Source organism: Microbacterium sp. (assembly GCF_051860965.1).
In the GTDB taxonomy this organism is placed as follows: Bacteria; Actinomycetota; Actinomycetes; order Actinomycetales; family Microbacteriaceae; genus Microbacterium.
The window spans coordinates 395,906-416,807 of record NZ_JBIMKU010000001.1; the positions used below are offsets into that span (position 1 = coordinate 395,906).

Here is a 20,902-nt window from a genome sequence, read left to right on the forward strand (position 1 = left end):
CCCCCCGGGGGCGCGCCGGCGACCGGTGATGTCCCGCGGTTCTCCACAGATCTCCGCGGACACGCGACGGATGACGCCGGCTTTGTTACGATCCGGTAAGCCGTCGAATCTGGGGATCCGATCTTGCACACATCACGCCTCACCCGCGCCGTCGCGGGTGTCATCGTCGCCGCGCTCGCGATCGTCGGTCTCGTCCCAGCGCCCGCGTCGGCCGCCGAGTTCACGCGCACCGTCTCGGGGCATGTGTACCTCGGGGACGCGACCCGCTCGGCCGTCGCGGGCGAAGTGACGGTGACTGCCAGACTCACGGGCATGGGCTCCGTGTCGACGTCTACGGATGCGGCCGGCAACTACTCCCTCGCCATCGCCTCGACGCTCACCACGGTCTATCCGCTGCTGACGTTCACGTACAACGGCACGGAGGACTTCAACAGCGGTATCTACCCGAGTTACCCGACGGGGGCATACTCGGGGACGAGAACCATCCAGCTGTCAGCGGACCGACCCGGAACAGACATGATCCTGCCGCGCTCGCAGACCGTGACCGGGCAGGTGTTGCTCGGTACGTCCAGGACGCCGGCGCCGGCAGGCACCGTCGCGATCGTCTGGCAACGCATGAACGCCGGGAACTCCGGGATGAGCCCGGACTCGACGCCAGTCCTCGTGGATGCCGACGGCCGATACTCGCTGACGCTGCCCGGCGGCTACTACCTCTTCAAGTACATGTACGTCGGACAGAACGGTCCGTTCGCGACGATCCCCTACGTTCCGGACTCGCTCTTCGCCCCGTGGCCGCTGTTCGACAAGCCGATCGAACAACCCACCCAGACCATGTACCCGCCAAACTCGGCCAGCGGCAGGGTCACCCTCGGCACAGCACGGACGCCCGCCGCTGCGGGAACGGTGAAGGTGACTCCCAGTTTCTGGGTCAACGGCGTGTGGACCCGAGACGAGTCGAAGGCCGCTGTGACCGATTCCGCAGGCGGTTACATGGTCAGGGGCGTGAACAGCGGGTCGGTGCGGCTCGACTACGAATGGGTCGGAACACCGGCCGGCGCGTACGCGCCGCAGACCGCTTACGGCACGCTGTCCTCCGGTCGCCCCTATGTCGCCGATGAGAACCCGAACCTCACCGCTCTGTCATCGATCTCGGGTCGGGTGTCGCTCGGCGACCCCACGCGTCCGGCCGGCGCAAACTTCGTGCGAGTAACCGCCGGCACGTTCGTGCTCGGACAGTGGAGGGCAGCAGGCTCAGCCATGACCGATGGAGATGGGCGGTTCACCATTCCCGGGCTGGCCACGACCACCGAGTGGACGCTCCGGTACGACTACCTCGGCGAAGAGAACTTCGGCGATCGCGCGACGAGCAAGCACTCGTTGTCGGCGGGACCCATAACGAACGCCGACATCGTGCTTCCTCTCGAGATGGCCATCGGAGGCCGAGTCACCGACAGCGGCGGCACCCCGCTGCGCTGGGTCTCCGTCGTTCTCCGCGCTTACTCTCCCGACGGCAGGGAGCAGTACACCCGCACCGTCCAGACGGACGCCGCTGGCAGGTACCAGTTCATCGACCTGGACGACGAGAACTTCTTCACCGTCGAGTTCTCTCTCAGCGGATACGCTCGACAGACGTGGCCAGACAGCGGCTCATTCTACGAGCCCGACTACATCTCGCTCACGGAGGGCGAGATCCGCGCTGACGTCGACGTGACGGTGTACCGCTCCGCGTCGATCTCCGGTCAGGTGACGCGGCTCGGCGCGCCGACCGAGGTGGTCCCGTTCCATGTGGCGAGTGTCGAGGTGATGGTTTACGACGCCCAGGTCGGTCGATGGGCGCACGCCGGCATGTACACGACGACCCAGTCCGATGGCTCGTATCTGTTGGGCGAGCTGCCGCCGGACGACTACCGACTGCAGGTGACGTATCTCAGCGGACGCGGCGAAGCGTCGATGCTGAGCCCGGTGCTCCACGTTGAGGAGGCCGAGGTCGAGTTGTACACGGCGACCGTCAGACCGTTCCTTCGTGACACGACGGGCGACCTGGTGGGTGACGTTCTCGTGCGCAATATCAAGGGTGATCTGGTCGTGTATCCGGGCAACGGCAGCGGCGGGTTCCTCGCGCCTCGCAAGATCGGCTCGGGATGGTCACGGATGACGGGTGTCGTGCATGCCGGCGACTTCAACGGAGACGGCCATCCCGACGTCATCGCCCGAGACTCCAGCGGCTACCTCTGGCTCTACAAGGGCAACGGCACGGGTGGTTGGCTCGGCTCCACCCGCATCGGCAGTGGCTGGAACTCGATGAACGTGATCATCGGCCCCGGCGACTTCAACGGTGATGGATTCGGCGATATCGTCTCGCGGGACGCGGCTGGCAACCTGTGGCTCTACAAGGGCAATGGCAAGGGAGGGTGGCTCGGCTCCACCCGCATCGGCACCGGCTGGGCATCGTTCACGGCGGTGCTCGCTTCCAGTGACATGAACCAGGACGGGTTCGCTGACCTGATCGGCCGCGATTCGGCCGGAGCCCTCTGGCTGTACCCGGGCAACGGCAAGAGCGGGTGGCTGCCGCGCGTCAAGCTCGGATCGGGCTGGGGGTCCTTCACTGCGATCTTCAGCGTCGGCGACTTCGACGGGGATTGGTATCCCGACGTCATCGCCCGCGACGCGACCGGTGGACTCTGGCTCTTCCCGGGCAACGGCACGGGCGGACTCGATCCGAAGTACCGCATCGGCAGCGGATGGGCTTCCCTTCTCATCATCCGATGAGAAGCGCGACGGGACGAGGCGGAATCGGGTACCGCGCCACGCATCGCTCCGCGCGGTGTGGAGGCTCCGGCGACGCGGCACCACCCGCAAGCAGGACCCGTTCCTTCGGCACGCACACGAATGCCCCGCTGCACCGCCTACGGCGGCACATCGGGGCATTGGAGGGGATGACGGGAATCGAACCCGCGCTATCAGCTTGGGAAGCTGAAGTTCTGCCATTGAACTACATCCCCGTGCGAATGGACGCAGGGCAAGCATAACAAGCGGGTCAGCCCGGGACGTACCCGCTCCAGATGGCAGCCCCGAAGTCGATCTGGGGTCCGGAGCACGACACCGACCCGCTCGGGTACCCGCGCTGCGCGGCCATGCAGTTCGCCAGGAGCTCGATGTTCCCGCCGTAGAGGGCGGCGTAGGTACCCGACGACTGAAGCGAACCCCACACGCGGAACTGGTGGATGTGCGCGAGCTCATGCGCCATGGCCCAGTGGATGCGGGCGTCGGACCATCCGCCGAGTCCGGCCGTGAAGGAGATCACCCCCGACGATGAGGCGCAAGCGGCCGCCGTCCCACCGCCACAGGCGCCGTCGAACTGCTGCAGCGGCACTCCTCCCCCGCCCACACGGTCGAGGGCTGCGCGGACGCGCTGGTAAGCACCCGCCGGGAGCGCGGCATCGGATCGCGACGCGCCAACGCCGGCAGCGGCCGCGAGCCGTGCCTGCTCGGCGTCGTAGGCGACCACCGCCTGGGACACCGATACCGTGATGGCATCCACCTCGGCGACCGCGGCGACGACCGCCGCGGCATCCGTCCTCTCCTCCCTCACCGTGCTCTGGGCCGCGAGCACAGCGGCGCGGGCAGCCGAGACGTCGACCTTGCCCTTCGCGGCCGCGAAGGCTTGCGTCACCTCGGCGAGTGACGTGACGAAGTCCGCGCGGCGATCCAGGACGACCGAGTACAGCGAGCTCTCCGACCGCGCGACCGCGAGATCGACGCCGAGGTCGGACCCGACGACCTCGGCCGCCGAGAGCAGTGCGTCGAGGCGGTCGGCGTCGCGTTGCGCACTCGCAAGCTGAGCGAGCAGATCGGACCGCTGCGCCATCACGCCGCCGACGACGACGCAGGCGACGGCGATGAGGACCCCGATGCTGCGTCGCGCCTGCGGCCTCACTTCAGGAAGCCCTCCGAGGAGGCCAGTTCTTCGAGCTGGGCGGCAGCTCGCGCACGCAGGTCGTCGAGCTGGATGGCCGATCGGGCATCCCGCAATTGCTGGGCCTGCAACGCGTCTGCCAGGGCCGCGGCTCGATCGACCTGCTGCGCGTGGGCGCTGCGGAGGTCATCCGCACCGGCCTCGGCGGCGACGACGCAGAGAGAGAGGAACCCGAGCATCGCGAGGGCGGTGAGCCACACCGGCGTGATCCGTCGGCCGATCCTCCCCGCGCGCGCCAGCGCCTTCGGCGGTGCGGAGGAGATCGCGTCGATCGTCGAGTCGGTCATATCCTGCGTCCAGGGAGGGGGTTCGTGCAGGATATTCCTCCTCAGCCGCTACCGCGACCCCTGCGTGCGCAGAATGCGCTGAATGCGGCGCATTCCGAGGCATTGCGCGCAGTTCAGCCGAGCGGCTCCGCTGTCTCGCGTGCCGCTCGCCCCGACGATCGAATGGCGCCGATGCTCGCTCCGATCACGAGGGCGATTCCCACGACCTCCAGCCACGACATGTGCTGCCCGAGAAGGACGAAGCCGGCGATCGCCGCCGTGGCGGGCGCGAGGCTCATCAGGATCGCGAAGACGGATGCCGGAAGCCGACGGAGAGCGATGAGCTCGAGCGCATAGGGGATGGCGGAGGACAGCACTGCGACGGCGGCTCCGATCGCGAGGAGGTCGATGCGGAGGAGGGCGGCTCCGGCATCCATGATCCCGAAGGGGAGTGACAGGAGCGCCCCCGCGGCCATCGCGAGGGCGAGACCGTCGAGGCGGGGGAACCGACGCCCCACCCGCGCGGACGCGAGGATGTAGAACGCCCAGCTCGCGGCCGCACCGAGCGCGAAGACGACGCCGAGCGGGTCGAGGCGGTCCCACCCCCCACCGCCCAAGGCGATCACACCGGCGAGCGCGAGGAGGGCCCAGAGCCACGCCGACGCGCGCCGGGCCGCGACGATCGACAGCACCAGCGGACCGAGCACCTCGATCGTGACGGTGACGCCGAGGGGAAGTCGCTCGAGGGCGAGATAGAAGAGCGCATTCATGACCGCGAGCACGGTGCCGAACGCGAGGACGGAGAGCCACCCGTCCCGCGAATGGCCGCGCAGCACGGGTCGCGCGATGAGCAGCAGCACGACGGCCGAGAAGACGAGGCGCAGCATGACCATGCCGAGCGGTCCGACCGCGGGGAACAGCAGGACGGCGAGGGATGCGCCGACCTCCTGGCAGGCGAGTCCCACCAGCACCAGGAAGAGGGCGGACGTCTGCCCGGATCGGGTGGTCACCGCGCGGGTCTCAGCCGGCAGGCGGCGGCGCGCAGACCGACCTGGCGGCGATCGCGTCGTGATACTGCTCTGCCGTCCACGGCAGACCGGCTTCGGGAGCCGTCCCGCCGTCCGCGGGCGTCGCCTTCGAGGCGAGTGACGCCAGCTCCCACGCGAGCGAGCCCGCGTGGTTGATCGCGGAGTTGTTCAGCACGACGACGACGGTGAGGCCCGTCGCGGGGTCGGAGTATGCAGCCGTCGAGTACCCCGGAACGGTGCCGGTCTGGCCGATCAGCGAGCCCGGCATGATCGCGCCACCGGCGGTCGTGAGCCAGGACGGCGCCTTCGAGGAGGTCGGCTTGCCGTCATCGAATCGGTCGGCGGCGGTCTCCCGCGGCGCAGAGGCTCCCGTGGCGAGGGCCTGCATGTAGCGGTGCAGGTCTTCGAGCGTCGAGACGACGCCGGAGTCCGTGAAGCCCGTGCTCGACGACATCTCGGTGATGTCGAGCGGCTCGATGCAGTCGACCCCGCCCTCGACCGGACGCGAGACGAGCCCGGTCAGCGGGTCAGCGCCCGGGGCGGCCGGCTTGCCGGACGGCAGACGGGTGCTCGTGAGGCCCAGAGGCGCGGCCACGTACTGCTGGATGAGGGCCGCGGCGCTCTTGCCCGTCGCGCGCTCGAGCGCGAGGCCGAGCAGCACGTACCCCGCATCCGAATCGCGGTAGCTCGCTCCCGGCTCGGTCGTGCGCTCCGCGCCGAGGCCGAAGCTCGCGAGCTCCCGCGGGTTCCAGACACGCGACGGGTTCGCGACCCAGAGCGGTCGCAGCTGCGCCGCGTACGAGCCGATACCGGACGTCCCGTCGCACAGCTGGCCGAGTGTGACATCGGTCAGATCGGCGACGCCCGACACGTACATCGGCACGGGATCGTCGAGGCTCACGGTGCCCTGCGCGGCGACCGCGTAGAGCACGTCGCAGGTCATCGGCCGGGTGAGCTGCCCGATGCGGAACGTCATGTCCGTCGTGACGGCATCTGAGGAACCCGGGTACTGCGTGCCCATCGCGGCCGTCCAGGCTCCGCTCCAGGGCGCCCATACGCCGACGATGGCTCCTGAGGACCCCGAGGCGGTCATCGCGTTGGTGACGGCATCCTCGAACTGCGCGTTCAGGGCATCGGGAAACGCCTGGTCGACCTGGGGAGGAAGAGTGACCTCGGTCTGCGGCTCGGCGGAACAGGCCGCGAGCGCGACCACGAGCGCGACGACGGCACTTGCGGCCGCGGCGATCCGCGCCTTGGTTCTCACTCGCATCACCCCCGGTCGTGCATTGAATTCAAACACACCGAGGTCACGACCGTGCAACGGCCGTCCGTAGGCTGTCGAGTATGACGTACATCTTCGACGAATCGGTGCGGTCAGGCGTGCTCGGGCACATGAACGGCGACCACAGCGACGACAATCTGCTGATCGCGCGCGCCTTCGGTCCCGACCCCGATGTGGAGTCGTCGACGATGACCGGCTTCGACGGCGATGGCGGCGAGTGGCTCGCCCGCACCCCGTCGGGGGAAGCTGTCGAAGTGCGCGTGCCATGGCCGGGGGGCGCCATCTCGGAGCGCCCGCAGGTGCGCCGCGAGATCGTCGCGCTGTACGACCTCGCATGCGAGAAGCTCGGCATCGAGGCGCGGCCGCACGGCTGAGATCTGGAGGTTTAGGATGCCCTAACTTCCAATATCATGGGGCCATGAGCGACGTCATCCCCTTCTCCACGGCTCTGCGCGAGCGCGCTTCCGACGCGCACGCGGGCAGCGAGCACGCGGGCTTCATGGCAGACCTCGTGAGAGGCGAAGGAACCCGCGACGACTACATCGCTCTCGTCGCCCAGCACTGGTTCATCTACGAGGCGCTCGAGCGCACCGCGGGCCAGATGCGCAACGATCCCGTGGCATCCGTCTTCATCAGCGACAAGCTCACGCGCCTGCCCGCGCTCGAGGCCGACCTCGCGTTCCTCGTCGGCCCCGACTGGCGCGATCGCATCCGACCGCTGCCCACGACCCGGCGCTACGTCGACCGCATCGACCAGGTCGGCGCGACCTGGGCCGGCGGCTTCGTCGCCCACCACTACACCCGCTACCTCGGCGATCTGTCCGGCGGCCAGTTCATCGGCCGCCTGATGGCACGTCGGTTCGGCTTCGAGACGAACGGCATCGGCTTCTACCTCTTCGACGACATCGCCGACCCGGCCGCGTTCAAGGACGTCTACCGCGAGCAGCTCGACGCCGCGCCGTGGGACGCCGCCGAGCAGGAGCGCGTCATCGACGAGGTGCTGCTCGCCTATCGCTTCAACACCGAGCTCTTCGAGGACCTCTCGCGCGCGAAGAGCGAGGCCGTCGCCTAACCGGAGAGGCGGGGAGTGGATGCCTCGCGCCTGACGTCCGCCATGAATCGGCGCACGTCGAGGTCGACGCGGATGTCGCTCGGCCGCAGAGGCCTCGTGAGATAGAGCCCCTCGAGCGACGTGAGGCGCGACAGCGCGACGTACGTCTGCCCGGGGGCGAAGGCGCCCGAGCCGAGGTCGACGATCGCCCGGTCGTAGGTCTTGCCCTGGGACTTGTGGATCGTCACCGCCCACGCGAGACGCAGGGGGAACTGCGTGAACTCCGCGACGATGTCACGGGTGAGGGACTTGGAGCCGGGATCGTAGGCGTAGCGGTACTTCTCCCACACGGCCGGCTCGACATCGAACTCGTCGCCGTCGACCTCGACGCGCACCGTGCCACCGGCGATCCGCACGACTCGGCCGATCGTGCCGTTCACCCACCGGGGCGGGTCGGGGAACGACCCGCGGTCGTTGCGCAGGAACATGACCTGGGCCCCGACCTTGAGCTTCAGCTCGGGATCGGCGGGGTAGCCGGCATCCCCCCTCCCGAAGTCACCGCTCACTTCGGCCGACGCCGTCTGCTCGCGGCCCTTGAGCGCCTCGAGGTGCCGGCGATTGATGCCGTTGACGATGTCGTTGCGCGTCGCGAGCGTGATGAGGGGCGGCTCGTCGTCGGAGGCGACGGGCGGCACCCGGGCGCCGGCCTCGTTGAGCCTGCCGGCGATCTCGGCCGTCACGACGCCGTGCCTCACCGCGTTGAGCATCGCCTTGAAGCCCGCATCGGACTGCCGATGGATGTCGACGAGCTCGCGGATGTGCAGATCGGTTCCGTGCCGCCCCAGGTCGATGAGTCCGTCGACGGCCGGTTCGGCACCCGCCCACACGTGCGCGTCGAAGAACCAGAACGAGCGGTAGTGGTCCTGCACGTAGCGCAGCTCGTCGCCCTTGGGCGGCACGGGTGCGAGCTGGTAGGGGTCGCCGAACATGACGATCTGCACGCCGCCGAAGGGCTCATGACGGCGACCCCGGGCCATGCGGAGCGAGCGGTCGATGGCATCCATCAGATCGGCGTTCACCATCGAGATCTCGTCGATCACGAGGGTCTCGATCGCGTTGAGGATCTTGCGCGTCGCGTCGGACTGCTTCTCGTCGGTCGTGCCGATGAGCCCGATCGGCAGACGGAAGAGCGAGTGGATCGTCTGACCCTCGACGTTGAGCGCGGCGACGCCGGTGGGCGCGCACACCGCGATCTGCTTGGACGTGTTCCAGGCGAGGTGCTGCAGCAGCGTGGACTTGCCCGTTCCCGCGCGCCCCGTTACGAACACGTGCTCGTTCGTGTCTTCGATGAGCCGGAACAGCGCCTCCTGCTCGGCAGACAGCGGGGGCGTGTTCACCGATCAATGTTAACGAGCGGATGCCGCGCCCCGGCGACCCACGCGCGCGACCCGTGTGAAACCGCCCCCATGTGACGGTTCGGGAGGAGCCGGCATCCGCTTTTCCTAGACTGGGAACGTGAGCCCTCCGCAACCGAGCGACTCCCCGGTACCGTCGCGACGAGCGCGCGCATCGCGCGATCTCGTCGTGCTCGGCATCATCGGGGTGCTGCTGGCGGGTGCGGTGTGGGCGGGTGTCGCCGTCATCGGCAAGGAGTTCTACAGTGCCTCGGCATTCGTCGAACGCTACCTGTCGCTCGTGAGCGAGGGGCGCGCCGGCGAAGCCCTGGCGATCCCCGGAGTCGCCGTCGATTCGACGGAGCTGGATGCCGCGGGCCTTCCTCCCTACGCATCCGACGCGCTGCTGCGCCGCGCGGCGATGGCAGCGCTCAGCGACGTGTCGATCGTGTCCGAGGTCGAGACCGGCGACGCCACCCGCGTCACCGTGACCTATCGCGCGGGCACATATCAGGGCACGACCGCTTTCGATGTCGTGCGCGCAGGTCAGATCGGCCTCGCGCCCACGTGGCGTTTCGGCACGAGCCCGCTCGCCGTGATGGACCTCGTCGTCAAAGGCTCGATGACGTTCGAGGTGAACGGCTTCGAAGTCGACAAGCGACAGGTGTCGCCTGACGGGGTGGATGCCGATCCGCTCGCCCCCGTCGCAATGCTCGTCTTCTCCCCCGGTATCTACTCCGTGGCGGTGGACACCGCGATCTCGGCGACTCCGGGTGTGGCCGTCGTGTCCGACAGCCCGTTCGCCGGCATTCCGGTCGAGATCCAGGCGCAGGCGACGGAGCAGTTCGTCTCGGTCGTCCAGGATCGCGTCGACGAGTTCCTCGTCGCGTGCGCGACGCAGCAGGTGCTGCAGCCCACGTCCTGCCCCTTCGGCTACTACGTGCAGGACCGCATCGCGTCGCTGCCCACGTGGTCGATCGTGCAGCAGCCCGCCGTGACGCTCGAGCCCGAGGGCGCGGGGTGGGTCATCCCGCCGACGGAGGCGGTCGCGCACATCGAGGTCGACATCCGCTCGATCTTCGACGGCTCCATCGACCCCGTGAGCGAGGACGTGCCGTTCATCGTCACCGCGACGATCACGATCGCGCCCGACGGCAAGGCCACGATCACGGTCGGCGGCCCCGATACGCGCTGAGTCCGCTCAGCGACCGGCGCGGGCGTCCTGCTCGGCGAGCGCGGCGAGACGCGCGTTGTACTCCTCGAGCTCGGCGTCCCCCGTCCGATCCGCGTGCCGATCCCGGCGCTTCTGGATGCGCTCGTCCGACCGGCTCCACTGGATCGCGACCGTGATCGCGAGGATGAGGGTCGGGATCTCGCCGACCGACCAGGCCACACCGCCGCCGGTGTACTGGTCTTCGAGCGGTGTCGCTCCCCACGTGCGCCCCATCGAGCCGAACCACTCTGCCACCATGAGCCCCGACTGCATCATGATCGCGATGCCGAAGAACGCGTGCATCGCCATGACGCCGATGAGCAGCAGCAGGCGACCCGCGTAGGGCAGGCGCCAGGGCACGGGATCGATGCCGATCAGGGTCAGGGCGAAGAGGTAGCCCGTGAGGAGGAAGTGCGCGACCATCCACTCGTGTCCGAGGTGGTCGTAGAGCGACCAGCGGAAGAGGTCGGTGTAATAGAACGCCCACAGCGAGCCGATGAAGAGCCCGGCGGCGACGAACGGATTGGTCAGCACGCGGGCGACCGGCGAATGCACGGCCCAGAGGATCCACTCGCGGCCCCCGCGGGTGCCGTCGTCGCGTTTGCGGATGGCGCGCGCGGCGAGGCTCACGGGCGCTCCGACCACGAGCAGCGCGGGGATCGCCATGCTCAGCAGCATGTGACCGACCATGTGCACGCTGAAGAGGTAGTCCTGGTAGACGTTGACGGGCCCTGCGGTGACCCAGACGAGCAGCAGGAGCCCCAGCATCCACATCACCGTACGGAACACCGGCCACTGGTCACCGCGCTTGTAGAGGCGCCACACGCCCGCGAAGTAGAGGAAGAGCCCGAAGCCGGCCGCGAAGGCCCAGATGAGGTCGACGTTCCACGACGTGAGCCATCGCTCGATCGTGAGTTCCGGCGGCAGCGGCGCGCCCGTGAGGACCTCGGCCGGAGTCGGCCTCTCGGGGATCAGCGCAGGCACGGGAGGCGGCGTGCGGGCGAGCGCCGCCGCTGCGCCGCTCGCGATGCCCATGAGTGCGAGCTCGAGGGCGATGAGTCCCCAGAAACGGCGGGATGCCCCGTCCTCCCGCAGGCGCCCGATGAGCCTCCGTCGGTACCAGGCCGCGAGCACGCCGATCGACACGAGGGCGACGACCTTGACCATGAGGATCAGCCCGTAGGGCGAGAAGAGCGCCGAGAAGTCGCGCAGGCCGATCGCCGCGCGCACGGTGCCGCTGATCGCGACGACGACGAACGCGGCGAGGGCGATGCTCGAGTACCGCGCGAGCATCGTCGCCGTCTCGTCCCGCGTCTGCAGCGGCCGAACGATCACCATGAGGAGCAGCCCGCCCAGCCAGACGGCCGCGGCGATGATGTGCAGGATGAGGGCGGTCATCGCCTCGTGGTGGAACGCCTCTTCACCCGAGTGCCCCTGCGTGCCCATCGGCACGAGTGCCGCGATGGCGATGACGGCGACGAAGAGCGTCGCCGTCCACGACCGCACGGCGAAGGTCAGCACCGTGAGCATCGCGCCGGCGACCGTGGTGATGAGCCAGGTGCGCCCGGGCTCGGTCTCGACGAGGAAGCGGCCGAGCTGCGCGCCGAACTCCGGGCCCGCGCTCAGCGACGGATTGAACGCGTCGATGAAGGTCAGGAATCCGGTGAAGGCGGAGGCGATGGTGAAGACGGCCGCCGAGACGGATGCCGCGTCCAGCGCGACGTCGAAGGGCCGCTCGCCCGCCTTGAGCGTGAAGAGCGCGGTCACGAGCACGCCCACCATGCCGGCGGCCGAAAGATTGACCAGCAGCTTCGCGATGGGCAGTCCCCAGCGCGCGAAGGGACCGGGGTCGCCGACCGCGAGCTCGGCGGCACCGCCGCCGTACGCGAGACCCCACACGACCGAGATGAGCGCGGCCACGACGAGGATCATCGGGCCGGCGGCCCGCAGCACGCGGGAGTTCACCACCTAAGCCTAAGCGGGACGTGAAGAGGGGGATGCCGCAGGTCGCGGCATCCCCCTCTCGCAGTGCGGCGGTCTTACTTGACGGCAGCCTTCAGCTTCGAGCCGGCGGTGACCTTGACGCGCTTGCCGGCCGGGATCTTGATCTCGGCGCCGGTCTGCGGGTTGCGGCCCGTGCGAGCCGACGTGGCGACCTGCTCGAACGAGATCCAGCCCGGGATCGAGACCTTGCTGCCCTTGGCGACGGCCTCCGAGACCGTGGAGAAGAGGGAGTCGAGCACGCCCGAGACGGCGGCCTGGCTCTGACCGGTAGCGCTCGCGATGCTCGCGACGAGTTCGGTCTTGGTGATGGACTTGTCAGCCATTGGGTTGTCCTCCAAAAGGCGACGGATGCGTCGCCTCTATTGCTGGGACCGGTTGGCGAATGCCCCCCGGCTGGTCGGATCGACCGCCTCGACTATAGCCAGAATCCGCGGAAAATCGCGGATTTCCGCCGTTCGCGGACACATCCGACGGCGTGTCGGGGTGCAGATGTGGCGAAAGTGGCCGTTGTGACTCCCTTTCCACCCCGGAGAACGACGAAGGCCCGGTCCTCCGAAGAGGGCCGGGCCTTCGTGCTGTGGGGTGCTTACCAGCTCGACTTGGTCACGCCGGGCAGCTCGCCACGGTGCGCCATGTCACGGAAGCGGACACGCGAGATGCCGAACTTCGTGAGGACACCGCGGGGGCGGCCGTCGATGACGTCGCGCGAACGCACGCGCACGGGCGACGCGTTGCGGGGCAGCTTCTGGAGGCCGACGCGGGCCGCCTCGCGCTGCTCGTCGGTCGACTCCGGCGAGACGAGCGCCTTCTTGAGTTCGGCGCGCTTGGCGGCGTAGCGGTCGACGACCACCTTGCGCTGCTCGTTGCGCGCGATCTTGCTCTTCTTAGCCATGGATCAACGCTCCTCTCGGAATTCGACGTGCTTGCGGATGACCGGGTCGTACTTCTTGAGCACGATGCGGTCGGGGTTGTTGCGACGGTTCTTGCGCGTCACGTAGGTGTACCCCGTGCCCGCGGTCGACCGCAGCTTGATGATCGGACGGACGTCCTGAGCCTTCTTGGCCATTAGAGCTTGACCCCCTTCGCAAGGAGGTCCTTGACGACGGACTCGATGCCGCGTGCGTCGATGACCTTGATGCCCTTAGCCGACACGTTGAGCTTGATGTTGCGCCCGAGCGACGGCACGTAGTACGTCTTCTTCTGCACGTTCGGGTCGAAGCGGCGCTTCGTCCGGCGGTGCGAGTGCGAGATGCTGTGACCGAAGCCGGGAACTGCTCCAGTCACCTGGCACACTGCTGCCATAGTGATGTCTCCTTAGTACCGTGGAGCCGGACGGCCCCACCCAAGATCCCTTGTCTGCATCCCTGCCCCGGGCACGGCGATAGGCCGATTTCGAGGAGTGGGATACGTACTGCGTGCTGGAGTGCGCGCAGACAAAGAGTCAGTCTAGCATGCGGGGGCCAGCGCCCCTGCCCCACCGGAACGCCGACACCGTCGGGTCGCCGGGGATCCAGAACCGCCAGGGGAAGGCATCCGTCCCCCCGACGCCTGCGACGCCCACGCGGGGTCCGGATGCGATCACGGTGAGGGGCTCGTCGCGTAGCCACAGCCGCGCCGTGGCGCCGTGCCGGGGTGCCGCCGCGATCGCGTCGAGGCCGTCGTGGACCGGATGCCGCAGCCCCACGGCATCGCCGAGCCTGCCGGGTCCGCGCGCGAGGTCGCGGGGCGTGCGCGCCGCCGGACGACGCGCGGCCGCGGCATCCGCCCCCTCGACGATCTCGCCGGCACGCAGGAGGACTCCGCCCGCGACGCCCTCGGGACCGCTCACGACGTTGACGCACGAATGGATGCCGTGGCTGAGGTAGACGTACAGATGGCCGGGCTCGCCCCACATGGTCGCGTTCCGCGCCGTGCGGCCCATGCGGGCGTGCGACCCGGGGTCGGGAGTCTCGCCCGTGCCCTGACCGTGGTACGCCTCGACCTCGGTGAGGCGGACCGCGACCGCCCGCCCACCGACGGTCGTGCGCAGCACCCCGCCCAGAAGGCGGGGCGCCACGTCGACGGGCAGACCGAGCAGATCGTCGCGCTCGGCGCGGCGGAGTCCGACCTGAGACATGCGCGCGAGTCTACGCACGCATGTCCGCGTCTATCTCTTGCCGACCCGCGTGACGGCGTCGGTGTTCTCGACGCGATTGCTCGCCGCCCGCTTGTCGGCCTTCGCGGTGCGCTTCTCTTTCAGCGTCTTGGAGGCGGCGGTCTTGCCGCCCTCTTTGCGCGTGGACTTGTCACCCATGGGTCGTGCTCCTTCGAGAGCCACCCTGACCCTATGAGCCTGAGGCTACACGCGCCGGCTGCGAGGCTCTCAGCTGGGCGGCACCCGGCACCACGAGATGTCGAAGCCGGCGAGCGTCTCGACGGGAGCCGCGTCCGAGATCTGCACGATCCGCGTCTCGAGCGTCGCGGGCAGCGGCAGCTGGTAGGTGTCGTACGGGTTGGCCACGGCATCGGGCGCGACGAGCACGGCGGCGTAGCGCCCGCTGGGCGATGCGCACACCTGCAGGAGAGCGTCGTCGACCGCGATGTCGGCCACGTCGCCGACGGTGCCGTCATCACTCACGAACTTCACCGACGTCCCCTCGGCGACGAGTCCCGTGTCATCGAAGCGGCCGTAGGTGCGCAGCGTGCCACCGCCGGCGACCGGGAGGACCGAGCGCAGCGTGCCGAGCGACTCCTCTCCGTCGGCTGCCACGAGCGGCTGCTCGCTGCCGTCGGTCAGGTCGATGACGACCATGCCCTCGAGGCGCTCAACGATCGCGCTGGTGCCGACGATGCCCTCGATCGCGATCGCCGTGCCGAGCGACGTCCCCGACCCGCCGGTCGAGCTCGTGAGCATGAGGGTGCCGTCGAAGCCGAGGAGCAGGATGCTGTCGGTATCGGGCACGAAGCGCCACTCGGCGACCCGCGGATCCGCGCCCTCGACGACGATCGGCGTCGGCTCGGCATCCGCCGCACCCACCGCGAGCGAAGCGGTGAACAGCGCGCTCTCCCGTCCGCCGTCCGCGCTGAGGTCGGCGTCGGAGAACGTGTACCCGATGACCTCGCCGCGGTCGGCGGCCTGCAGGTTCGAGACGAATCCGCTGCCCGGCAGCGGGAGCGGGCGGGCGCCCCCTCCGCCCGGACCGCTCACGATCAGTGAGGCTTCGTCGGCGTCGGAGCGCACCGACATGACGAGGTGGGATGCCGTCGCCCGGAAGTCCTCGACGTGCTGCGAGGTGAACACCGGCACGGCGTCCCCGGCGAGGTCGGTGCGCACGACCGTGTCGCCGTACTGCCCGTCGCGCTGGAGCAGATGGAACTCGAGAGGAGGTGTCGTGAACGACTCCTCGATCATCGACGTGGCCCCGCCGCCGGTGCCGGTCACGTCGGCGATCGAGACGGTGTACTCCGTGTCATCACGCAGCGGCTGCGCGAAGCGCACGCCGACGCTGCGGCCCGAGGTGTCGACGGTGAACGGCACCGCCGGTTCGACCGTCACCTGCGCGGGCTCCACCTCGGCGAGCGCCTGCGAGGTCGTCACGATGATCCGCGCACCCGATGACACGATCGCGGCGTCGGGATCGACCTGGACCCCGGTGACACGCGGACCCTGTACGACGCCGACGGCTGCGGCTCCTGCGCCGACGACGACCAGCACGCCGAGCACGATCCCGAACCCGCGGAGGTACGCCCGACGTCGTCGCGCGCGCTCGCGCTCGCGTCGCGAGCCGGCCACCGCGCGACGCGAGGGGGGATCAGTACTCATACGGGTCCGCCGGCTCGTCGATCGCCTCGACCGACGACGCGTCGATCACGAGTCGTCCGTCGGGCATCGAGCGCACCGTGCCCTCGACGGTCACCCACTGCCCCGTGCCCGGGGCCGAGCCCGACGCTTCGACGGGGATCGTCGCGGTCTGCGCGTCGATCACGCAGTGCGTGATGACGAGTCTCGTCAGGCCGAAGCCGTCCGCGCCGTCTGTGACGAATCCGGTGAGCGTCACGTCGTCGCCGTCGAACGCCTCGGGGTTGGTCGCCGTGGCGAAGACGGCCGACCATTCGCCGATCCCGAACGACGCGGTGTCCCCCGTCGTGGCGAGATCGACGACATCAGCCCCCGCGAAGAGCGGGGGCGCCCCGACGTCCCGCGACATCGCGAGCTCCGCCGAGAGCGAGGCGGGCGGCAGCACGAGGGTCGCGATCGCGATGACGGATGCCACGACCCCGCCCGACACCGTGGCCGCCAGACCGAGCGCACTCGGTCGATGGTCGTGCCCGTGCTCGTCTCCGTGGTCGTGCCCGTGGTCCTCTTCGGCGCCGAGCGGCAGCGCGAAGCTCGCGATCGCGCCGACCAGCACGAACACCGACATCCCGACCGCGAACCACGACGATTCGGGGTTGATGTAGAGGCCGAGGCGACCCGTGAGCGCGAGACTAAGCGTGACGGCGGCCAGCACCGAGGCGAGGCCCACGCCGAGCCACCGGGTCGCGAGGCTGCGATTACGCGACAAGGTTCACCACCGCCCCGATCGTGAAGGCCGACAGCACCACGACGACCACGAGCCCGACGAGGGTGCGCGTGGTGAACGTCGTGCGCAGGAGAGCCAGCATCTTGACGTCGACGAGCGGGCCGACGAGCAGGAAGGCGACGATCGCCCCGGGCGTGAACGTCGACGCGAACGAGAGCGCGAAGAACGAATCGACGTTGGAGCAGATCGACACGACCATCGCCAGCGCGATCATCGCGACGATCGAGAGCGCCGGATTGGATCCGATCGCCAGCAGCACGTCGCGCGGGATGAGCACCTGCACTGCTCCTGCGAGCGCCGAGCCGATGATGAGGGCGGGCATGACGGCGCGCAGCTCGATGACGAACTGCGCGATGCTCCGTCGCCCCCGGCCGCCCGGCTCGTCGAGCACGATCGCGCAGGTGTCGCGGAACCGATCCGTGAGCAGGGTGTCGGGCGAGGGGTGCCGACTGTACAGCCATCCGATGAGGTTGGCGATCGCGTAGCCGCCGAGCAGGCGCGCGACGAGGATGCCGTCCGAGAACCCGAACGCCTGGTGCGTCGTGATGATGACGATGGGGTTCACGATCGGCGCCGCGATGAGGAACGTCAGCGTCTCGGGCACGGAGAAGCCGCGCATGAGCAGCCCGCGGGCGAAGGGGACATTGCCGCATTCGCAGACAGGTACGACCATGCCGAGCAGCGACAGCACGGCCCTGCGGGCCCATGCCCTGCGCGGCATCCATCGCTCGATGACACCCGGCGGCACCCAGACCTGCACGACGATCGACAGCACGACGCCCAGCGCGACGAACGGCAGCGACTCGATGAGGACGCTGATCGCGAGGGTCAGTCCGTCCTGGGCGCGGGTCGGCAGCGCGTCGGCGAAGAATCCCGGCGCGAACGCGTCGACCGCGAAGAGAGCGCCGACGACGACCGCGCCGACGCCGAGCATCGCGAGGATGCGACCCGTGCTCTGCTGCGGCCTGCGGCGCAGACGACCACCGTCGGGGCGCGCAGCGACGTCAGTCCGCGACACGCTCGCTCGACCGGGCCGCGGTGCAATCCGAGCACAGCCCGAAGATGTCGACGATGTGCTCTGCTTCGCTGAAGCCGTGGCTCTCGGCGGTGCGCCGGGCCCACTGCTCGACGTCGGATGCCTCGATCTCGACCGTCCTGCCGCACGAGCGGCAGATGAGGTGGTGGTGGTGACCGCTCGTCGAGCATGCGCGGTACAGCGCTTCGCCCTCGGGGCTCTGCAGCGAGTCGGCGTCGCCCTGAGCGGCGAGGCCTGCCAGCGCGCGATAGACGGTCGCGAGGCCGATGCCCGTGTTCTCATCGCGCAGCGTGGCGTGCAGCGACTGCGCGCTCACGAACCCGGGGGCATCCGAGAGCGCTTCTCGCACGCGCTCGCGCTGCCACGTATTGCGCTGGACCATGGGCCGGAGTCTACCTTTCGGGCGTCTGACGGGCCTGGGAGTCAGGTTCGTGTGACGCGGTCGCGGCGAGCGCCGATCCCGCGGCAGACGAGATAGATGACGAACGAGATCGTCGTGATGTAGGGGCTCACCGGCAGCGTGCCCATGATCGCGAGGAGGATTCCGCCGACGGCGGAGACGAAGCCGAAGAGGCTCGCCAGGAGCGGAACCGCGACGGGTCCCGTGGCGATCCGCATCGCGGCGGCCGCGGGCGTGACGAGCAGCGCCATCACCAGGAGCGCGCCGATGATGTGCACGCTCACGGCGACCATGAGCCCGAGGAGCAGCATGAACGCCAGCGACACGGCGGTCGTCGGCACTCCGCGCGCGGCGGCGGCCTGCGGGTCGAGCGAGTCGAAGCGCAGCGGGCGCCAGACGAGCAGCAGGCCGATCAGGACGAAGGCGCTGATGCCGATGAGCCACCCCAGCTGCCCCGTCTGCACCGAGACGATCTGGCCGGTGAGCAGGCTGAAGCGGTTGGCGCTGCGCCCGTCGTAGAGGGAGAGGAACAGGATGCCCAGGCCCAGGCCGAACGGCATGAGCACGCCGATGATCGAGTTGCGGTCGCGCGCCCGGGCGCCCAGCCACCCGATGATCGCGGCGGCGATGAGCGACCCCACGATCGAGCCCGTCACGACGTCGACCCCGATCAGGAGCGCCGCAGCCGCACCGGCGAACGACAGTTCGCTGATGCCGTGCACCGCGAAAGCCATGTCGCGCTGCATCACGAACACGCCCACGAGCCCGCCGACGAGTCCGAGCACGGCGCCGGCGACGACGGAGTTCGACACGAGCGCGAGGATCTCCACGTAGTCGGGGAGTCCGCCGAACATGGCGTCGGCGATGTCGGCCCAGTTCACGAGTGCTCCTCGTGATGGTGGTGCGACTCCTCGGCATCCGGAGCACCGACGACGACGAGCCGGTCGCCGGCCCGCAGCACGAAGACGTGCGCGCCGTACAGATCGGTGAGCACGTCCGAGCGCAGGACCTCGGTCGGCGTGCCGAGCATGAACCGGCCGTTGGCGATGTACAGGATGCGATCGACCTTGCCCAGCAGCGGGTTGATGTCGTGCGTCACGAGCAGCACCGCGGCGCCGGCCTGCCTGCGGTGGCGGTCGATGAGCCCGAGCACGGCCTGCTGGTTGGCGAGGTCGAGGCTCGTGAGCGGCTCGTCGCACAGCAGCAGGCGCGGGTCGTCGGCGAGAGCCTGCCCGACACGCAGTCGCTGCTGCTCGCCGCCCGAGAGAAGCCCGACGGGCCGGTCGGCGAAGCCCGTGGCATCCACCGCCTCGATCAGCGCGTCGATGCGGGCGCGGTCGCCGCGGCGCGGGAGCGGGAGTCCGAAGCGGTGGCCGTCGATGCCCAGCGCGACGAGATCGCGGCCGCGCAGCGACGTCTCGCGCGGCAGCGGGCGCTGCTGCGGGATGTAGCCGATGCGGCGGCTGCCCTTGCTCCGCACCGGCTCGCCGAGCGCGGTGATCGTGCCGCCGCTCAGCGGCTCGAGCCCGAGGATCGCGCGCAGCAGGGTCGTCTTGCCCGATCCGCTCGGACCCAGGATCGCGATGAGCTCGCCCGGCTGGACGTCGAGGTCGAGACCGCTCCACAGTTCGCGGTCGCCGCGCTGCAGCGAGGCGTCGCGGATCGTGAGCGCCGGCGTCACGACTCCAGCGCCGTGCTCAGCGCCTCGATGTTCGACTGCATCCACGAGAGGTAAGTCTGGCCCTCCGGCAGCGTTTCCGTGAAGTCGACGACGGGTATGGCGGTCGCGTCGGCCTCATCGGTGATGGCCGTCGTCTCGGCGCCGCCGGTCTGGGCGTTGACCACGACGAGCTGCACGGAGCCGCCGCGCAGCAGCTTCAGCGCATCGAGCATGGTCGCCGGGGGCACGTCCTGGCCCTCTTCTACGGCTTCCGTGAAGGCATCGGGAGCGACGTTCACGAGGCCCGCGGCGCTCGTCAGGTAGAGGGGAACGGGCTCGGTGACGAAGATCTCGGCGCCGCCGTGCGCCGCGTCGAGTTCGGCGAGGCCGGACTCGAGATCGGCGATGCCGCCGACGAACTCGTCGAGGTTGGCCGTGAAGGTCGCGGCGTCGTCAGGGGCGATCTCGCTCAGTTCTTCGGCGATCGCCTCGGCGACGTGCTCGATCGTGTGCGGGTCGTACCAGACGTGCTCGTTGAAGCCCTCGACGTGGTCGTGGCCCTCGTGGTCGTGGTCGGCCTCTTCTGTCGCTTCTGCGTCGTGACCCTCGTTCTCGGGCCAGTCGTGCGAGAACTCCACGGCCGTGACGACCGCGGCATCCGTCCCGCTCGCGTCGATGAGCGTGTCGACGAACGCGTCGTAGCCGCCGCCGTTCTCGACGATGAGCGCCGCCCGCGAGACCGCGAGCTGGTCGCGGGCGCTCGGCTCGAACGAATGGGGATCCTGCGACGCCGACGACACGATCGACGTCACATCGACGAGGTCGCCGCCGATCGCGTCGACGATCTGCCCGTACACGTTGGTCGACGCGACCACGGCGATCCGTCCGTCGTCTGCAGCGGGTGTCCCCGTGCAGCCGGCGAGGACGAGGACGGATGCCGCGGCCAGCGCGGTCGGAATCACGATGCGTCGAGGGGTCACGCATCGACCATAACGCTATTGATAATCGTTCTCAAATCAACGGCGCGATG

23 protein-coding genes and 1 tRNA gene are annotated in these 20,902 nt (G+C 69.4%); 4 read left to right on the top strand and 20 right to left on the bottom strand.

Annotated features, from left to right (window positions below; translation table 11 throughout):
• Positions 1-123: 123 nt before the first annotated feature.
• On the top strand, positions 124-2,769 hold the full coding sequence (locus ACTIFV_RS01775) for an FG-GAP-like repeat-containing protein (RefSeq protein ID WP_439591090.1): 2,646 nt from the start codon (positions 124-126) through the stop codon (positions 2,767-2,769).
• 159 nt (positions 2,770-2,928) lie between these two features.
• Here ACTIFV_RS01775 and ACTIFV_RS01780 read toward each other — a convergent pair.
• The 5 genes from ACTIFV_RS01780 to ACTIFV_RS01800 form a co-directional block, all read right to left on the bottom strand.
• Positions 2,929-3,002: transfer RNA gene (locus ACTIFV_RS01780), tRNA-Gly, on the bottom strand.
• Positions 3,003-3,037: 35 nt separating this feature from the next.
• Entirely contained in the window at positions 3,038-3,937 is a 900-nt protein-coding gene (locus ACTIFV_RS01785) for a hypothetical protein (RefSeq protein ID WP_439591091.1), read from the bottom strand.
• Positions 3,934-4,263, bottom strand: a complete 330-nt coding sequence (locus ACTIFV_RS01790; protein ID WP_439591092.1) for a hypothetical protein — start codon at positions 4,261-4,263, stop codon at positions 3,934-3,936. Before ACTIFV_RS01790 ends, ACTIFV_RS01785 begins: the two co-directional genes overlap by 4 nt.
• A 113-nt stretch (positions 4,264-4,376) precedes the next feature.
• Positions 4,377-5,252 (bottom strand): EamA family transporter, encoded by an 876-nt coding sequence (locus ACTIFV_RS01795; RefSeq protein ID WP_439591093.1) that lies wholly within the window; start codon positions 5,250-5,252, stop codon positions 4,377-4,379.
• Positions 5,253-5,262: 10 nt separating this feature from the next.
• A complete protein-coding gene (locus ACTIFV_RS01800) occupies positions 5,263-6,540 on the bottom strand; it encodes a serine hydrolase domain-containing protein (RefSeq protein ID WP_439591382.1) in 1,278 nt (425 codons plus the stop codon).
• Positions 6,541-6,614: 74 nt separating this feature from the next.
• On the opposite strand from ACTIFV_RS01800, the gene ACTIFV_RS01805 reads away from it, so the two are divergent.
• Together ACTIFV_RS01805 and ACTIFV_RS01810 are read left to right on the top strand one after the other, a co-directional pair.
• Positions 6,615-6,926 carry a DUF2470 domain-containing protein gene (locus ACTIFV_RS01805; protein ID WP_439591094.1) on the top strand — a complete coding sequence of 104 codons (312 nt, stop codon included), beginning with the start codon at positions 6,615-6,617 and terminating at the stop codon, positions 6,924-6,926.
• Between the two features lie 44 nt (positions 6,927-6,970).
• On the top strand, positions 6,971-7,624 hold the full coding sequence (locus ACTIFV_RS01810; protein ID WP_439591095.1) for a heme oxygenase (biliverdin-producing): 654 nt from the start codon (positions 6,971-6,973) through the stop codon (positions 7,622-7,624).
• On the opposite strand, the gene ACTIFV_RS01815 is transcribed toward ACTIFV_RS01810, so the two are convergent.
• Positions 7,621-9,000 (bottom strand): ATP-dependent DNA helicase, encoded by a 1,380-nt coding sequence (locus ACTIFV_RS01815; protein ID WP_439591096.1) that lies wholly within the window; start codon positions 8,998-9,000, stop codon positions 7,621-7,623. The two genes, ACTIFV_RS01810 and ACTIFV_RS01815, sit on opposite strands and share 4 nt — an antisense overlap.
• Positions 9,001-9,118: 118 nt before the next feature.
• Between ACTIFV_RS01815 and ACTIFV_RS01820 the strand changes: the two genes are divergently transcribed.
• Positions 9,119-10,192, top strand: coding sequence for a hypothetical protein (locus ACTIFV_RS01820; RefSeq protein ID WP_439591097.1), 1,074 nt, complete (start codon positions 9,119-9,121; stop codon positions 10,190-10,192).
• Between the two features lie 6 nt (positions 10,193-10,198).
• Here the strand turns inward: ACTIFV_RS01820 and ACTIFV_RS01825 are convergent, their stop codons facing one another.
• From ACTIFV_RS01825 to ACTIFV_RS01890, 14 genes are all read right to left on the bottom strand, one after another.
• Positions 10,199-12,142, bottom strand: a complete 1,944-nt coding sequence (locus ACTIFV_RS01825; protein WP_439591383.1) for a cytochrome c oxidase assembly protein — start codon at positions 12,140-12,142, stop codon at positions 10,199-10,201.
• 107 nt (positions 12,143-12,249) lie between these two features.
• Positions 12,250-12,537 (bottom strand): HU family DNA-binding protein, encoded by a 288-nt coding sequence (locus ACTIFV_RS01830; RefSeq protein WP_179435630.1) that lies wholly within the window; start codon positions 12,535-12,537, stop codon positions 12,250-12,252.
• A 263-nt stretch (positions 12,538-12,800) separates the two neighbouring features.
• Positions 12,801-13,106 carry a 30S ribosomal protein S14 gene (rpsN, locus tag ACTIFV_RS01835; RefSeq protein WP_248146573.1) on the bottom strand — a complete coding sequence of 102 codons (306 nt, stop codon included), beginning with the start codon at positions 13,104-13,106 and terminating at the stop codon, positions 12,801-12,803.
• Positions 13,107-13,109: 3 nt separating this feature from the next.
• On the bottom strand, positions 13,110-13,280 hold the full coding sequence (gene rpmG / locus ACTIFV_RS01840; protein ID WP_005051772.1) for a 50S ribosomal protein L33: 171 nt from the start codon (positions 13,278-13,280) through the stop codon (positions 13,110-13,112).
• Positions 13,280-13,516, bottom strand: a complete 237-nt coding sequence (gene rpmB / locus ACTIFV_RS01845) for a 50S ribosomal protein L28 (protein ID WP_150449445.1) — start codon at positions 13,514-13,516, stop codon at positions 13,280-13,282. Before rpmB ends, rpmG begins: the two co-directional genes overlap by 1 nt.
• 139 nt (positions 13,517-13,655) lie before the next feature.
• Entirely contained in the window at positions 13,656-14,330 is a 675-nt protein-coding gene (locus ACTIFV_RS01850) for a DNA-3-methyladenine glycosylase (RefSeq protein WP_439591098.1), read from the bottom strand.
• A gap of 30 nt (positions 14,331-14,360) precedes the next feature.
• Complete coding sequence (locus tag ACTIFV_RS01855) at positions 14,361-14,507, bottom strand: hypothetical protein (protein ID WP_439591099.1); 147 nt, start codon at positions 14,505-14,507, stop codon at positions 14,361-14,363.
• A gap of 69 nt (positions 14,508-14,576) precedes the next feature.
• Positions 14,577-15,986 carry a hypothetical protein gene (locus tag ACTIFV_RS01860; protein ID WP_439591100.1) on the bottom strand — a complete coding sequence of 470 codons (1,410 nt, stop codon included), beginning with the start codon at positions 15,984-15,986 and terminating at the stop codon, positions 14,577-14,579.
• A gap of 19 nt (positions 15,987-16,005) precedes the next feature.
• Positions 16,006-16,758: a TIGR03943 family putative permease subunit gene (locus tag ACTIFV_RS01865; RefSeq protein WP_439591101.1), complete on the bottom strand. Its 753-nt coding sequence runs from the start codon at positions 16,756-16,758 to the stop codon at positions 16,006-16,008.
• Positions 16,748-17,710: a permease gene (locus ACTIFV_RS01870; RefSeq protein ID WP_439591384.1), complete on the bottom strand. Its 963-nt coding sequence runs from the start codon at positions 17,708-17,710 to the stop codon at positions 16,748-16,750. The genes ACTIFV_RS01865 and ACTIFV_RS01870 overlap by 11 nt, the downstream gene beginning before the upstream one ends.
• A 70-nt stretch (positions 17,711-17,780) precedes the next feature.
• On the bottom strand, positions 17,781-18,194 hold the full coding sequence (locus tag ACTIFV_RS01875; RefSeq protein ID WP_439591102.1) for a Fur family transcriptional regulator: 414 nt from the start codon (positions 18,192-18,194) through the stop codon (positions 17,781-17,783).
• A 41-nt stretch (positions 18,195-18,235) separates the two neighbouring features.
• Positions 18,236-19,093 carry a metal ABC transporter permease gene (locus ACTIFV_RS01880; RefSeq protein ID WP_439591103.1) on the bottom strand — a complete coding sequence of 286 codons (858 nt, stop codon included), beginning with the start codon at positions 19,091-19,093 and terminating at the stop codon, positions 18,236-18,238.
• The gene (locus ACTIFV_RS01885) at positions 19,090-19,938 is read right to left on the bottom strand and encodes a metal ABC transporter ATP-binding protein (protein ID WP_439591104.1); all 849 of its coding nucleotides are present in this window, start codon (positions 19,936-19,938) and stop codon (positions 19,090-19,092) included. Before ACTIFV_RS01885 ends, ACTIFV_RS01880 begins: the two co-directional genes overlap by 4 nt.
• Positions 19,890-20,852, bottom strand: a complete 963-nt coding sequence (locus tag ACTIFV_RS01890) for a metal ABC transporter solute-binding protein, Zn/Mn family (RefSeq protein WP_439591105.1) — start codon at positions 20,850-20,852, stop codon at positions 19,890-19,892. Before ACTIFV_RS01890 ends, ACTIFV_RS01885 begins: the two co-directional genes overlap by 49 nt.
• Positions 20,853-20,902: the final 50 nt, after the last annotated feature.